Here is a 14501-nt window from a genome sequence, read left to right on the forward strand (position 1 = left end):
TCAACTAGTCGCTCACACCTAGCGCACGTCCCGCTTTCAGCGCCTTGCCGCGAGTGGCCAGGCAATAATAGAGCGGCACCGTCACCAGCAACCCAAACAGCCACGACAGGTCGGCGCCTTCGACGATGTTCGAATACGGCCCCACATACAGCGCCGTATTGGCAAACGGCAGTTGCACCAGGATCCCGCACACATAGGCAACGATGGCGTGGTGGTTGAAGCGACCGTAGATGCCGCCATCGGCGCGGAAGAACGAGGCGATGTCGTATTCGCCCTTCTTGATCAGGTAGAAGTCGACCAGGTTGATCGACGCCCAGGGCACCAGCACCAGCAGCAGTGCCAGGATCAGGCCGATGAACTGGCCGATGAACCCCGCCGAGGCATTCAGCGCCACCAGCCCACACCCGAACAGGATCACCGACGCCAGCACTACCCGCACCCGCACGCTCGGCGTCCAGTGGGCGACGAACGTCTGGATTGCGGTAACGATCGACAGCACCGCGCCATACAGATTCAGCGCGTTGTGGCTGATGATGTTGAGCAGGAACAGCACCATCAGGACCGGCCCCAGCCAGCCAGTGGCCTGCTTCACCGCATCCATCGCATCAGTGCCTTCAGGCACGCACAACACCGCCACCGCCCCGAAGCTGAAGCACAGGATGGTGCCCAAGGTCGCGCCGAAATAAGTCGCCCAGAACGGCTTGGCGATACCGATCTCGCGCGGCAGGTAGCGCGAATAATCGGAGGTGTAGGGCGAGAAGCTGATCTGCCAGATGGTGCCCAGCGACACCGTGGCGATGAAGCCCGACAGGTTGAAGGCCCCGCGACTGAAGAAGTCGGCTGGCAGCTCCTGGGCGAACATCATGATGAAGCCGGCCAGCAGCGCCGAGCCCATCACCCAGGTACCGATGCGGTTCAGGCTATGGATGAAGCGATAGCCGATCACGCCAATGGCCGTGGCGCTCAGGGCACCGATGACGATGGCCGTGGGCATCGGCACGCTCGGGGCGATGCCGTGGATCGACTTGCCCGCCAGGACGATGTTGGAAATGAAGAAGCCGACATAGATCAGCGCGGTGAAGAACACGATCAGCAAGGCGCCGTAGCGCCCGAACTGGCCACGGCTCTGCACCATCTGCGGAATGCCCAGCTGCGGTCCCTGCGCAGAGGCCAGGGCGATGACGATCCCGCCCAGCAGATGCCCCATCACGATGGCGACCAGGCCCCACAGCAGGTTCAGGTGGAACACCTGGACCACCATCGCGCCGGTGACGATCGGCAGTGGCGCGATATTGGTACTGAACCAGAGGGTGAAGAGGTCGCGCGCCTTCCCGTGGCGCTCGGAGGGGGGAACATGATCGACCGTGTGATTCTCGACAAACTGGTGTTGCGACGACGGTTGGGACATAGGATTTCAGCTCGAAAGGATCATTTTTATCTTTGTATGGAAACCGCTCGGGGCGGCCTCTCAGCTGAAGACCATATTATGGTATTCCAAACTTTTGACAACACTGCGCTGTGCTTTTTCAGCGCATCTGATCTGCCTTGTGCGCCACTGTGGCGCAGTGCTCTAGCAATCAAGACCAATGAATACGGGGCCTTTACCGTTCATCGTGTGTTCCGGTGCGCGGAAAATTCTGCTTGCAATATAGGTATTACGGTATACCATCAGACACATCAACGATAAAAAACGCGGACCACCGCACGCCCCTTAGAGGTACACGCCATGATCGACGCAACCGTCTACAAGCACGTCCTGGGCTCCTTCCCGTCCGGCGTCACGGTCATCACCACCCTGGACGACGACGGCTCGGTCGTCGGCCTCACTGCCAGCGCCTTTTCTTCCCTGTCCATGGACCCGCCGCTGGTGCTGTTCTGCCCCAACTACAGCTCCGACTCCTATCCTGTACTGATCAAGCAGAAGCGCTTCGCCATCCACTTGCTGTCCGGCGAGCAGCAGGCCGAAGCCTATGCATTCGCCAAAAAAGGCAAGGACAAGGCCAGCGGTATCGAGTGGGCCCTGAGCGAGCTGGGCAACCCGCTGCTGGCCGGTGCCACCGCGATCATCGAGTGCGAGCTGTGGCGCGAGTACGAAGGTGGCGATCACGCCATCATGGTCGGCAAGGCACACAACCTGATCGTGCCTGAGGACGCCCCACGACCGATGGTCTACTGCCGCGGCAAGATGGCCAGCCTGCCCGCCTTCGCCTGATACCTGCAGTTCGACGCAAGACTCTGTGGGAGCGGGCTCGTCCCGCGATCACCGGCCCTGCCGGCGTCATTCAGGACGCGGCCTGTTTCCCTGTGCCGCGCCGTCCCCACATCGACCACAACAAGCTCCGAGGAAAGCCCCATGAAATTTTCGTTGTTCGTGCACATGGAACGTTGGGATGACCAGGTCAGCCACCGCCAGCTGTTCGAAGACCTGACCGAACTGACCCTGATGGCCGAGCACGGCGGTTTCAGCACCGTATGGATCGGCGAACACCACGCCATGGAATACACCATCTCGCCCAGCCCCATGCCGCTGCTGGCCTACCTGGCTGCCCGTACCGAGACCATCCGCCTGGGCGCCGGCACCATCATCGCGCCGTTCTGGAATCCGATCCGCGTTGCTGGCGAATGCGCCCTGCTCGATGTGATCAGCAATGGCCGCATGGAAGTGGGCCTGGCCCGCGGCGCCTACCAGTTCGAGTTCGATCGCATGGCCGGTGGCATGCCTGCCACCGACGGCGGCAAGGCCCTGCGCGAGATGGTCCCGGCGGTTCGCGCCCTGTGGCAGGGCGACTACGCCCACGAAGGCGAGGTGTACAACTTCCCCACCTCCACCAGCGTGCCCAAGCCAGTGCAGCACGGCATGCCACCGATGTGGATCGCCGCCCGCGACCCGGACTCGCACAACTTTGCGGTCAAGCATGGCTGCAATGTCATGGTCACCCCACTGATGAAAGGTGACGAAGAGGTGCTGGACCTGAAGAACAAGTTCCAGGCCGCGTTGGACAACAACCCTGAAGTGCCGCGCCCGCAACTGATGGTGTTGCGCCATACCCACGTGCACAGCCCGGCCGAGCCCGATGGCTGGAAGATCGGCGCCCAGGCGATCTCGCGCTTCTACCGCACCTTCGATGCCTGGTTCGGCAACAAGACCACACCGGTCAATGGCTTCCTGGAGCCCAGCCCCGAGTCCAAGTTCGCCGAGGTACCGGCCTTCACGCTGGAGAACATCCGCAAGAACACCATGATCGGCACCCCCGAAGAAATCATTGCGCGCATCAAGTACTACCAGGAACTTGGCGTCGACGAATTCAGCTTCTGGTGTGACAACAGCCTGCCGCACGCAGAAAAACGCAAATCGCTGGAGCTGTTCATCAAGGAAGTGGTGCCAGCCTTTGCCTGATCGGTAGCCCGCTGCACCTGCCCGCTTTCATGACCTGTGAGAGCGGGCATTTTTTTGGCTGCGGTTTGCCTGCGCCTACCCATCAGAAAATCAGTACAGACACCCGAGAAAACCCTGGTACAGCGCACCTTTCGTCCCCCCGCAGGAGAAATTTCCCGTCCCCTCTTGCACATCAAATATTATGGTATACCATCAGACAACAAGAACTGATAACTCTCACCAGGAGCCCTCCATGAGTTTCGAAATCCGCAAGATCGTCACCTACTCCGAAGAAACCCGCATCGAAGGCGGCAAGGCCACCGACAAACCAGTGACCATGGTCGGCCTGGCCGTGGTGATCAAGAACCCATGGGCTGGCCGTGGTTTTGTCGAAGACCTCAAGCCGGAAATCCGCGCCAACTGCTCCGAACTGGGTGCGCTGATGGTCGAGCGCCTGACCGCCGCCATCGGCGGTGCCGACAAGATCGAGGCATACGGCAAGGCAGCGGTGGTCGGTGCCGAGGGTGAGATCGAGCACGCGTCGGCGGTGATCCACACCCTGCGCTTTGGCAACCACTACCGTGAAGCGGTCCAGGCCAAGAGCTACCTGAGCTTCACCAACAAGCGCGGCGGCCCGGGCACCTCGATCCAGATCCCGATGATGCAGAAGGACGACGAAGGCCTGCGCTCGCACTACATCACCCTGGAAATGCAGATCGAAGACGCCCCGCGCGCCGACGAGATCGTCGTGGTCCTGGGCGCCTCCGACGGTGGCCGCCTGCACCCGCGTATCGGCAACCGCTACATCGACCTGGAAGAACTGGCTGCCGAGAAAGCCAACGCTCAATAACAATAAGCAGACGGGCCGGAGCCAAGCGTCACGGCACCGGCCTTTCAAGGAGCGCCATCCATGATTCAGCCTGTCGCTGAACGTACACCAGCCGGGACCAGCTACCTGAGCCTCGGCCAGGGCCAACCCGTGGTGCTGATCCACGGCGTGGGCCTGAACAAGGAAATGTGGGGTGGCCAGTTCGTCGGCCTGTCCACCGACTACCGGGTCATTGCCTACGACATGCTCGGCCATGGCCAGAGCGCGCTGCCCGCGCCGGACACCGACCTGCAAGGCTACGCTACCCAGCTCGCCGAACTGCTCGATCACCTGCAGATCCCCCAGGCCACCGTCATCGGCTTCTCCATGGGCGGCCTGGTCGCCCGCGCCTTCGCCCTGCACTACCCACAGCGGCTGTCGGCCCTGGTCGTGCTCAACAGCGTGTTCAACCGCAGCCCCGAGCAGAGCGCCGGTGTCATCGCCCGCGCCGCGCAGGCTGCCGAGCTTGGCCCGGACGCCAACGTCGACGCGGCGCTGGACCGCTGGTTCAGCCGCGAGTACAAAGCGGCCAACCCGGCCCAGGTCGCGGCCATCCGCCAGGTGCTGGCCAGCAACGACCCCCAGGGTTACCACACCACCTATTCGCTGTTCGCCACCCAGGACATGTACCGCGAAGCGGACTTGGGCAGCATCCAGGTGCCAACACTGATCGCCACCGGCGAGCTCGACTCCGGCTCCACCCCGGCCATGACCCGCCAGCTCGCCGCGCGCATTCCCGGCGCCCGCAGCGTGGTCCTGGCCGAACAACGGCATATGATGCCCGTTGAGGCTCCGCGCGAAGTCAACCGCATGCTGCTGGACTTCCTGAGCCAAGCCCGCACCCTCACCGAATCCGCCAAGGGGATAGTTGCATGACCCTCGTTCGTTTCCAGATGTGCATCGACGGCCAGTGGCGCGATGCCCAGAGCGGCAAGACCTTCGACAGCCTCGACCCGGCCACCGCCCAGGCCTGGGCGCAACTGCCCGATGCCGACGAGCAGGACGTCGAGCTGGCGGTACAGGCCGCCCAGCGCGCCTTCGACAGCAAGGCCTGGCGCGGGCTCACCGCCACCGCACGGGGCAAGCTGCTGCGCCGCCTGGGTGACCTGATCGCCGAGAACAAGGAGCACCTGGCCCAGCTCGAAAGCCGCGACAACGGCAAGCTGATCCGCGAGACTCGCGGCCAGGTCGGCTACCTGCCGGAATTCTTTCACTACACCGCAGGCCTTGCCGACAAGCTCGAAGGCGGCACCCTGCCGCTGGACAAGCCCGACCTGTTCGCCTACACCGTGCACGAGCCCATCGGTGTGGTGGCTGGCATCATCCCGTGGAACAGCCCGCTGTACCTGACCGCGATCAAGCTCGCCCCGGCCCTGGCCGCTGGCAACACCATCGTGCTCAAACCCTCGGAGCATGCGTCGGCCACTATCCTGGAACTGGCCCGCCTGGCACTGGAAGCCGGTTTCCCGGCCGGCGTGGTCAACGTCGTCACCGGTTACGGCCCAAGCACTGGCGCGGCGCTCACCCGTCATCCATTGGTGCGCAAGATCGCCTTCACCGGCGGCGCCGCCACTGCCCGCCATGTGGTGCGCAGCAGCGCCGAGAACTTCGCCAAGCTGTCGCTGGAGCTGGGCGGCAAGTCGCCGAACATCATCTTCGCCGACGCCGACCTGGACAGCGCCATCAACGGCGCAGTGGCCGGCATCTACGCCGCCTCCGGACAAAGCTGCGTGGCCGGTTCGCGCCTGCTGGTGCAGGACGAGATCTTCGACGAGTTCGTCGAGCGCCTGATCGAGCGGGCCAAGCGCATCCGCATCGGTAACCCGCAGGACGACGCCAGCGAAATGGGCCCGATGGCCACCGCCCAGCAACTGGCCGTGGTCGAAGGTCTGGTCGCTGCGGCCAAGGCCGAGGGCGCCAAGCTGCACCTGGGTGGCAAGCGCGCCGAGGTCGAGGGTGAAGGCTGGTTCTACGAGCCGACCCTGTTCGAGTGCGACAGCAACTCGATGACCATCATGCAGGAAGAGGTGTTCGGCCCGGTCGCCGCGGTGATCCGCTTCAAGACCGAGGAGGAGGCGCTGGCCATGGCCAACGACTCGCAGTTCGGCCTTGCCGCCGGCATCTGGACCCGCGACCTGGGCCGCGCCCATCGCCTGGCGCGCGACGTGCGCTCGGGGATCATCTGGGTCAACACTTACCGCGCAGTCTCGGCCATGGCGCCGATCGGCGGCTTCAAGAACAGCGGCTACGGCCGCGAGAGCGGCATCGATTCGGTGCTGGCCTATACCGAGCTGAAGACCGTGTGGATCAACCTGTCCACCGCGCCAATGCCCGATCCGTTTGTGATGCGTTGAGAAGGAGCACGAGATGATCGAACCTGGCATCTACAAAGACGTGATGGGCTCCTTCCCATCCGGCGTGACCGTGGTCACCACGCTCGATGGCGATGGCAGCATCGTCGGCATCACCGCCAGCGCCTTCAGCGCGCTGTCGATCGAGCCGGCGCTGGTGCTGTTCTGTCCCAACTACGCCTCCGACACCTACCCGATCCTGCGCGACAGCAAGCAGTTCGCCATTCACCTGCTGTCGGCCGACCAGACCGCCGAGGCCTATGCCTTTGCAGGTAAAGGCAAGGACAAGGCCAAAGGCATCGACTGGCACCTGAGCGAGCTGGGCAACCCGCTGCTGGCCAAGGCCACGGCGATCATCGAGTGCGAGTTATGGCGCGAGTACGACGGCGGCGATCACGCGATCATCGTCGGAGCGGTGAAAAACCTGGTGCTGCCGGCCGAGCCGGTGACACCGATGGTCTATCACAAGGGCAAGCTTGGCGCCCTGCCCTCGCTGGGCTGATAGACCGCGCGGTCTGCTTCGCGGGTAAACCCGCTTCCACAGGTACTCCACAGGCTTCTGTATCTGTGCGATCCCTGTGGGAGCGGGTTCACCCGCGAAGAAACCCACACCGATGTCCCTGTTTTTAGGGGCCGCGCTAATCGTCTCACCCTCGGTTGCGGCCCCTGTTTTCATTCGGAGCACTGCAATGAGCAATGAAAAGTACGAGAAGGGCCTGCAGATCCGCACCCAGGTGCTGGGCGAGGACTACGTCAACCGCTCCATCCAGAACGCCGACGACTTCACCAAGCCGCTCCAGGAGCTGGTCACCGAGTATTGCTGGGGTCATGTCTGGGGCCGCGACGGCTTATCGCTCAAAGAGCGCAGCATGATAAACTTGGCGATGATTTCCGCCCTCAACCGGCCCCACGAGCTCAAGCTGCATATCCGCGGCGCCTTGCGCAACGGCCTGAGCCGTGAACAGATTCGCGAAATCCTGCTCCAGGTCGGCATTTATTGCGGCGTGCCCGCGGCGGTGGACAGCTTCCGCCTTGCCCGCGAAGCGTTCGCCGAAGCCGATGCGGAGCCAACCCGTTAACAGCGGGCTGTTCGAACCACTGCAAGGAGCGCCTGGGTTCGGGGCACTCCGACGTTGGCGCAACAGCCTCATAAAGAGCGCACCTGATGAAACGCCAGCCACTCGACGACAGCTTCAAGGTCAACCGCAACCCCGTCACGCTCCGCGAAATCGTGCTCGACAAGCTGCGCGGGGCGATCATGAACTTCCACCTGCTGCCGGGCGACCGTCTGGTCGAGCGCGACCTGTGCGACCGTCTCGGCGTCAGCCGTACCTCGGTGCGTGAAGCCCTGCGCCACCTCGAGTCCGAGGGCCTGGTGGAGTTCGCCGATGCCAAGGGCCCGCGCGTGGCCATCATCACCCTGGAAGACGCCCGCGACATCTACGAGCTGCGCTGCGTGCTCGAAGGCCTGATCGTCCAACTGTTCACCCTCAACGCCAAAGCCAAGGACATCCGCGCCCTGGAGCGCGCCCTGGACGTGAACCGCGAGGCGCTGGAGGAAGGCGAGCTGCAGCAGGTGCTCGATTCGGTACAGGGCTTCTACGACGTGCTGCTCGAAGGCTCCGGCAACCATGTCGCCGCTACCCAGCTGCGCCAGTTGCAGGCACGTATCAGCTACCTGCGCGCCACCTCGGTCTCGCAGGAAAACCGCCGCGGCGCCAGCAACCGTGAAATGGAGAAGATGGTCGAGGCGATCAAGAGCGGCGACCCGCTGGCCGCTCACCAGGCCTCGGTCGACCACGTACGCGCCGCCGCCAAGGTGGCACTAGACTACCTGCGCCAGAAGCAGGACGACAATGCCAAGGTTCGCGACATGGTCGAGCCCCTGGCGCTGAAGGATCCACGCATATAATTCCCCAAAGGCCACCGATCATGCCCAACGCCCCGCGCTACTGCCCGCAATGCACCACGGCACTGGACCGGGGCGTTCCCACCGGCGACACCCACGAGCGCCTGCACTGCCCCGCCTGCGGCTACATCCACTACATCAACCCGAAGATCATCGCCGGCTGCATCATCGAACGCGACGGCAAGTACCTGCTGTGCCAGCGCGCCATCCCGCCACGTCCTGGTACCTGGACCCTGCCAGCAGGCTTCATGGAGGCCGGCGAAACCACCGAGCAGGCGGCGCTGCGCGAGGTCTGGGAAGAAACCGGCGTGCGCGCTGATATCGTCTCGCCGTATTCGATCTTCAGCGTGCCGAAGATCAGCGAGGTGTACATCATCTTCCGCGCCATCGCCACCCAGGAGACCGGCCAGTTCGGCCCCGAGACCCTCGACTACCGCTTCTTCGCGCCGGAGGACATTCCCTGGGACGCGATCTACTACCCGGCGATCCGCCAGATCCTCGAGCGCTACATCCTCGAACGCCAGGCCGGGGTATATGGCATCTACATGGGCAATGACGACACCGGCAAGGTGCATTTCATGCGCTGAATAGTGCCCGTCTCTCAACACGGCCGGCCCTGTCTCACAAATCGCTCGCCAGCCCGACATTCTCGGTGCACCCTATCCCCTCCACGCAAACGAAGCGGCAAACCTCATGGCGAAATGGCTGGATGGCGGCGGGCTAATGGCCGAACGCATCCGCAATCACGACTGGGCGAAAACGCCCCTGGGCGCAATTGATGCCTGGCCCGACGTGCTCAAGACCACCGTGGCCTTGTGCCTGGCCTCGCGCTTCCCGCAGGCGGTGCTGTGGGGCGATGACCTGATCACCCTGCACAACGACGCCTTCAGCGAAATCCTCGGCGACAAGCCTCTGGCGCTAGGTCGCCCCTTCAGCCACGTCTGGCATGAAGCCTGGAACGATATAGGCACCATGACCCGCCGCGCCCTGGACGGCGAGGCGGTGTACATCGAGGACTTCCCGCTGATCATCGACCGCCACAACGGGCCGGAACGTGCCTATTTCACCTTCTGCTACAGCCCGATCCGCGACCAGGACGGCCAGATCGTCGGTATGCTCGACACTGTCACCGAAACCACCGCCAGCGTGGTCGCCAACCGCCGCCTCAACTTCCTCGACGACCTTGGCCGCGCCGTGGCCAACGCCACCGAGCCGGACCGGATCCTGGCCATCACCACCCGAAAGCTGGGCGAGCACCTGCGCCTGTCGAGCTGCGCCTACGCAGTGATGGAGCCCGATCAGGACGGTTTCACCATCTGCGGAGACTGGGTCACGCCCGGCTCGCCGCGCCTGCTCGGCCAATATCGTCTCGCCGCCTTCGGCCGCCTGGCCGTACAGCGCCTGCGCGCAGGCAGGGCGCTGGTGATCAACGACAACCTCAGCGAGCTCGAACCGCAGGAGGCCGCGACCTTCCAGGCCATCGGCATCACTGCGACCATCTGCATGCCGCTGATCAAGGATGGGCGCCTGACGGCGCTGATGGCCATCCATGACAAGCAGCCGCGTGCCTGGACCGGCTACGAGCGGGCGCTGATCAGCGAAGTCACCGAGCGTAGCTGGGCGCACATCCAGCGGGTTCAGGCACATGCCGAAGTACGCGAAGCGATGCAGGCGCTCGAATCGCTCAACGCCACCCTTGAGCAGCGTGTCGAAGAACGTACCGCACAGTTGCTGCACACCGAGGCCGTACTGCGCCAGACCCAGAAGCTCGAAGCCATCGGCCAGCTCACCGGTGGTGTCGCCCACGACTTCAACAACCTGCTGACCATCATCCGCTCGTCGCTGCATTTCCTGCAGCGCCCGGAACTGGATGACAGTCGCCGCCAGCGCTACCTCAAGACCGTGTCAGACACTGTCGATCGCGGCGCCAAGCTCACTGGCCAACTGCTCGCCTTCGCCCGCCGCCAGGCCCTGAGCCCACAGGTGTTCGAAGTGGGCCCGCGACTGGAAGCCATGGCCGATATGCTCGACACTGCTACCGGCGCACGGATCCAGGTCAAACTGGATCTGCCCGAGACGCCCTGCCATATCCGCGCCGACCTTGGCCAGCTGGAAACGGCGGTGATCAATCTGATGATCAACGGCCGCGACGCAATGAATGGCGAAGGCACGCTGCGCCTGCACTTGCAGCCTGACCAGCTGATGCCGGCGCAACGTGGACAAGCGGGGCAGCCTGGAGTGTTCGCCGCGATCTCGGTGATCGACAGCGGCGTCGGGATCGCCCATGAATTGCTGGAGCGCATCTTCGACCCGTTCTTCACCACCAAGGCCTCGGGCCATGGCACCGGCCTGGGCCTGTCGCAGGTGTTCGGCTTCGTCAAGCAGTCCGGCGGCGACGTGCAGGTCACCAGCGTGCCGGGCCAGGGCACTACCTTCACCCTGTACCTGCCTCAGGTCTCGCCCCCGGAAACCGAACAGAGCCTCGCCAGCGCTGCAAATGCCCTGGTCGACAGCCGGCCGCGGCGCATCCTGGTGGTGGAGGATAACCGGGACGTCGGCAGCTTTACCGCGCAGATACTCAAGGATCATGGCTACCAGATCAGCTGGGCGACCAGTGCCGAGGATGCACTGGCGCAGTTGCACATGACACCGCAGGGCTTCGATGTGGTGTTCTCCGACGTGGTGATGCCCGGTATGGGCGGCCTGGCTCTGGCCCGGGAACTGCGCCGCACCAGGCCGCAACTGCCGGTGATCCTCACCTCCGGCTACAGCGATGCCATTGCTGAAGGGGGGCACCAGGGCTTCGCCTTCCTGGCCAAGCCGTATTCGGCCGAGCAGGTGTGCCAGTTGCTGGACCAGGTGCTGACGCAGTAGCTGCAACGGCCTTGCAGAGTATTTGTGCGATGGGATCGGTGGGCGCAGGGTCTTTGCAACTGGAGTCTACAGCGCCCGCCCCCACAAAAAACGACGTCAGCCCTCGGATTGCGCATAAACCAGCGGCAGCAAGCGCGCCAGGCTATGCGCCAACTCCGCCCGGCGGAACGGCTTGCGCAACACCTCGAAGCCACAGAGCTCACGTGGCGTGAGGTTGGCATAGCCGGTGATGATCAACACCGGCAGCGCCGGCATACGCCGCCGCAACTCCTGGGCCAACTCGGCGCCGGTCCGTTCGGGCATCATCTGGTCGGTCACCAGCACTTCCACGGCGAATCCCTGCTCCAGCACCTGCTCGGCTTCGGCCGCACTCAAGACCGCTTTCACTTCATACCCCAAATCACGCAGCTGCATTGCCGTGGCATGAAGCACGATGGCTTCGTCATCCACCAGTAATACCCTGACCGGACGCGTCGGCCTGGACACTTCGTCCACCGGGTCATCGCGACACAGGGTTTCGGCGTCAGTGGTCGGCAGCCACAATGTCGCTGTCGACCCCTGCCCCGGCTGCGAACGAATGGCAAACCCGCCGCCAGACTGCAGTGCAAGTCCCTGCACCATCGGCAGGCCAAGCCCGGTGCCCTTGCCCGCGCCCTTGGTGGAATAGAATGGCTCGCAGCAGCGCGCCAGCACCTCATCGCTCATACCGCAGCCGCTATCGGCCACCTCCAGCCACACCATCGCCCCTTGCCCAGGCCCTGCAGGCCGATCTGCCCGTGCGGCGTCCAGCCCCGCGCGAATCCTCAACCTGCCACCGCCTGGCATCGCATCGCGCGCGTTGAGCACCAGGTTGAGCAGCGCAAGCTCCAGTTGATGCGGGTCCACCACCGCTGCCGGCAGCGCCGGGTCGACATCGACCTGTACCTCGATGGTCGGCCCCAGCGAGCGCATGATCAATTCGTGCATGTCACCGATCCGTGCAGCCAGGCAGATGGGCTCAGGCTTGAGGGTCTGGCGCCGGGCAAAGCTGAGCAGACGGCCGACCAGGCTGCGTGCCCGCTCTGCCGCCTGCAGGGCGCCCTCGATCAGACGCGTCGAACGCGCCGCGTCGTCCGGACGCCGGGCGATCAGCTCCAGTGAGGCAATGATCGGGGTGAGCATATTGTTGAAGTCATGGGCAATGCCGCCGGTCAGTTGGCCGACGGCCTCCATCTTGCGTGCCTCATGCAACTGCATGAGGTCGGACTCACGCTCGGCCAGCATGCTGGCAACCCGCTCCTCCAGCGTAGCGTTGAGCGTCATCAGCTCGGCCAGCGTTGCCTCCAGGTGCGCGGAGCTGGCGCGCAACGCTCGCTCCGAGCGGGCATGGATGATCGCAGACCAGGCCAGCTTGGCCGCCTCTTCCACTAGTTGACATTCATCGTCGACGAACGCATGGGGGCGATTGAAGTAGACACACAGCATGGCGTCGAGCACACCGCTGCGCAGCAGCGGCACCTTCAGGCTGGCGCACAGGTCTGTGGAGGCGCCAGCCGGATAGTCGTCATGAACCCCATGCCCCGCCTGAAGTTGCTCGCGCAACAACCCGTCATGTCCGCGCCACAAGTGCTCCCCTGTTTGCGACGGCACCCCGTCGACCCAGTCACGGGCGACGACATAGCGCTCGTCATCGCCCAGATCCTCGGCAAAGCACACCCGGGAGGCGCCCAGCTCCTCACCGAGCAGGCGCGTGGCAAAGGTCTCGATCGCCTCGGGTTCGTCCATCTCCGGAAGCGCCCGGCCCAATGCCAGCAGGAACGCCTGGCGCCGCTCGAACTGAACGCGCTCGGTGGTTTCGGTGACGATGCACAGCACCCCGCCCACGCTGCCATCGGCCTCGCGTACCGCCGAATAGGAGACATCGAAATAGGCTGTCTCGCCCAGGCCCCGGCGCTCGATATAGAACGGACGGTCGCGCGCCGAAAAAGTCTCGCCGGTTTCACGCACATTGCGCAGCAACGGTTCGAGATCGTCCCACAACTCGCTCCAGTGCTCGCGGGCTGGCCGCCCGAGCGCACGCGGATGCTTGGCACCGATGGTCGGGGCGTAGGCATCGTTGTAGAGCGCCACGTACTCCGGCCCCCAGAACAGCACGATCTGGGCCTTGGCCGGGAGGATAGTCGCCATGAGCGTCTGCAGGCTGAATGACCATGTGCCTGGAGCGCCAAGCGGCGACTCGGTCCATTCCAGGCTCTGCAACAGCGAGCCGACCGTGCCGCCGTTGATCAGAAAGGCGGGCGCCAGGGGCGGAGCGTGTTCGGTATCACCGTCCTGTAGTGATTTCATGTCATGCAGACCATCAGTGTTTCCGGGCACTGTATTGAGTATCTGAGGATATGAAATCAGCGCAGCGCAGACGTTCCATCCGTCTTCGCATCAGCGCCTTCAGCGACGCCCTTCAGCCAGCATGCGCACCGCCAGCGCGGCCAATACTGTACCCATCAACCAGCGCTGAGCCTGCTGCCACAGTGGCCGACCGGCGAGAAAAACGGCAATGGAGCCGGCCATCAGGGCGATGATCGCATTGACCGTGACGCTGATGACGATCTGCGTGGAGCCCAGCACCAGCGATTGCAGCAGTACGCTGCCATGGCCCGGCTCGATGAACTGCGGCATCAGCGACAAGTACATGACCGCGATCTTGGGGTTCAGCAGGTTGGTCAGAAAACCCATCATGAACAGCCGCCGCGGGCTGTCGGCTGGCAGGTCGCGGACCTGGAACGGCGAACGCCCGCCTGGCTTGAGTGCCTGCCAGGCCAGGTACAGCAGGTACAGCGCGCCACCGATGCGCAGTGCGTCATAGGCGTATGGCACGGCCATCACCAGTGCGGTGATGCCCAGCGCGGCGCAGAGCATGTAGAAGACGAAGCCCATGGCCACGCCGCCCAGCGAGATCAACCCGGCAACCCGCCCCTGGCAGATCGAGCGGGAGATCAGGTAGACCATGTTCGGGCCGGGGGTCAGGACCATGCCCAGTGCGATCAGGGCAAAAGCCAGCAGGTGGGATAACTCAGGCATCGGGCGCATCCTTGGCGTGCGAGGGGAGCGCGAAGTGTATCCGCTGTCGAGGCCATCGTGGAACGG

The 14501-nt window shown here is 64.1% G+C and carries 13 protein-coding genes; 10 read left to right on the forward strand and 3 right to left on the reverse strand.

What is annotated here, in order from left to right; translation table 11 throughout:
• Positions 1-4 precede the first annotated feature (4 nt).
• Positions 5-1408, reverse strand: a complete 1404-nt coding sequence (locus APH44_RS07190; RefSeq protein WP_054892013.1) for a cytosine permease — start codon at positions 1406-1408, stop codon at positions 5-7.
• 318 nt (positions 1409-1726) lie between these two features.
• On the opposite strand from APH44_RS07190, the gene APH44_RS07195 reads away from it, so the two are divergent.
• From APH44_RS07195 to APH44_RS07240, 10 genes are all read left to right on the forward strand, one after another.
• The gene (locus APH44_RS07195) at positions 1727-2212 is read left to right on the forward strand and encodes a flavin reductase family protein (RefSeq protein WP_054892014.1); all 486 of its coding nucleotides are present in this window, start codon (positions 1727-1729) and stop codon (positions 2210-2212) included.
• Between the two features lie 141 nt (positions 2213-2353).
• The gene (locus tag APH44_RS07200) at positions 2354-3397 is read left to right on the forward strand and encodes an LLM class flavin-dependent oxidoreductase (protein ID WP_054892015.1); all 1044 of its coding nucleotides are present in this window, start codon (positions 2354-2356) and stop codon (positions 3395-3397) included.
• 232 nt (positions 3398-3629) lie between these two features.
• The gene (locus APH44_RS07205; RefSeq protein WP_054892016.1) at positions 3630-4226 is read left to right on the forward strand and encodes an amino acid synthesis family protein; all 597 of its coding nucleotides are present in this window, start codon (positions 3630-3632) and stop codon (positions 4224-4226) included.
• Positions 4227-4286: 60 nt separating this feature from the next.
• Positions 4287-5120, forward strand: coding sequence for an alpha/beta fold hydrolase (locus tag APH44_RS07210; protein ID WP_054892017.1), 834 nt, complete (start codon positions 4287-4289; stop codon positions 5118-5120).
• Entirely contained in the window at positions 5117-6598 is a 1482-nt protein-coding gene (locus APH44_RS07215) for an aldehyde dehydrogenase (protein WP_054892018.1), read from the forward strand. Before APH44_RS07210 ends, APH44_RS07215 begins: the two co-directional genes overlap by 4 nt.
• A gap of 13 nt (positions 6599-6611) precedes the next feature.
• On the forward strand, positions 6612-7097 hold the full coding sequence (locus APH44_RS07220) for a flavin reductase family protein (RefSeq protein ID WP_054892019.1): 486 nt from the start codon (positions 6612-6614) through the stop codon (positions 7095-7097).
• A gap of 187 nt (positions 7098-7284) precedes the next feature.
• The gene (locus APH44_RS07225) at positions 7285-7674 is read left to right on the forward strand and encodes a carboxymuconolactone decarboxylase family protein (protein ID WP_054892020.1); all 390 of its coding nucleotides are present in this window, start codon (positions 7285-7287) and stop codon (positions 7672-7674) included.
• 86 nt (positions 7675-7760) lie between these two features.
• Positions 7761-8507, forward strand: coding sequence for a GntR family transcriptional regulator (locus APH44_RS07230; RefSeq protein ID WP_054892021.1), 747 nt, complete (start codon positions 7761-7763; stop codon positions 8505-8507).
• 20 nt (positions 8508-8527) lie between these two features.
• Entirely contained in the window at positions 8528-9091 is a 564-nt protein-coding gene (locus tag APH44_RS07235) for an NUDIX hydrolase (RefSeq protein WP_054892022.1), read from the forward strand.
• Positions 9092-9197: 106 nt separating this feature from the next.
• A complete protein-coding gene (locus APH44_RS07240; RefSeq protein WP_054892023.1) occupies positions 9198-11378 on the forward strand; it encodes an ATP-binding protein in 2181 nt (726 codons plus the stop codon).
• Between the two features lie 96 nt (positions 11379-11474).
• Here APH44_RS07240 and APH44_RS07245 read toward each other — a convergent pair whose 3' ends face one another.
• On the reverse strand, positions 11475-13703 hold the full coding sequence (locus APH44_RS07245; RefSeq protein WP_054892024.1) for an ATP-binding protein: 2229 nt from the start codon (positions 13701-13703) through the stop codon (positions 11475-11477).
• A gap of 99 nt (positions 13704-13802) precedes the next feature.
• On the reverse strand, positions 13803-14435 hold the full coding sequence (locus tag APH44_RS07250) for a LysE family translocator (RefSeq protein WP_054892025.1): 633 nt from the start codon (positions 14433-14435) through the stop codon (positions 13803-13805).
• Between the last annotated feature and the right edge of the window lie 66 nt (positions 14436-14501).

The organism is Pseudomonas sp. NBRC 111143 (assembly GCF_001320965.1).
Classification (GTDB): Bacteria; Pseudomonadota; Gammaproteobacteria; order Pseudomonadales; family Pseudomonadaceae; genus Aquipseudomonas; species Aquipseudomonas machongensis.

Coding starts and splice junctions, on each gene's coding strand:
- APH44_RS07210 (WP_054892017.1), top strand. CDS start 4,287: ATGATTCAGCCTGTCGCTGAACGTACACCAGCCGGGACCAGCTACCTG.
- APH44_RS07225 (WP_054892020.1), top strand. CDS start 7,285: ATGAGCAATGAAAAGTACGAGAAGGGCCTGCAGATCCGCACCCAGGTG.
- APH44_RS07205 (WP_054892016.1), top strand. CDS start 3,630: ATGAGTTTCGAAATCCGCAAGATCGTCACCTACTCCGAAGAAACCCGC.
- APH44_RS07250 (WP_054892025.1), bottom strand. CDS start 14,435: ATGCCTGAGTTATCCCACCTGCTGGCTTTTGCCCTGATCGCACTGGGC.
- APH44_RS07220 (WP_054892019.1), top strand. CDS start 6,612: ATGATCGAACCTGGCATCTACAAAGACGTGATGGGCTCCTTCCCATCC.
- APH44_RS07195 (WP_054892014.1), top strand. CDS start 1,727: ATGATCGACGCAACCGTCTACAAGCACGTCCTGGGCTCCTTCCCGTCC.
- APH44_RS07215 (WP_054892018.1), top strand. CDS start 5,117: ATGACCCTCGTTCGTTTCCAGATGTGCATCGACGGCCAGTGGCGCGAT.
- APH44_RS07230 (WP_054892021.1), top strand. CDS start 7,761: ATGAAACGCCAGCCACTCGACGACAGCTTCAAGGTCAACCGCAACCCC.
- APH44_RS07190 (WP_054892013.1), bottom strand. CDS start 1,408: ATGTCCCAACCGTCGTCGCAACACCAGTTTGTCGAGAATCACACGGTC.
- APH44_RS07235 (WP_054892022.1), top strand. CDS start 8,528: ATGCCCAACGCCCCGCGCTACTGCCCGCAATGCACCACGGCACTGGAC.
- APH44_RS07245 (WP_054892024.1), bottom strand. CDS start 13,703: ATGAAATCACTACAGGACGGTGATACCGAACACGCTCCGCCCCTGGCG.
- APH44_RS07240 (WP_054892023.1), top strand. CDS start 9,198: ATGGCGAAATGGCTGGATGGCGGCGGGCTAATGGCCGAACGCATCCGC.
- APH44_RS07200 (WP_054892015.1), top strand. CDS start 2,354: ATGAAATTTTCGTTGTTCGTGCACATGGAACGTTGGGATGACCAGGTC.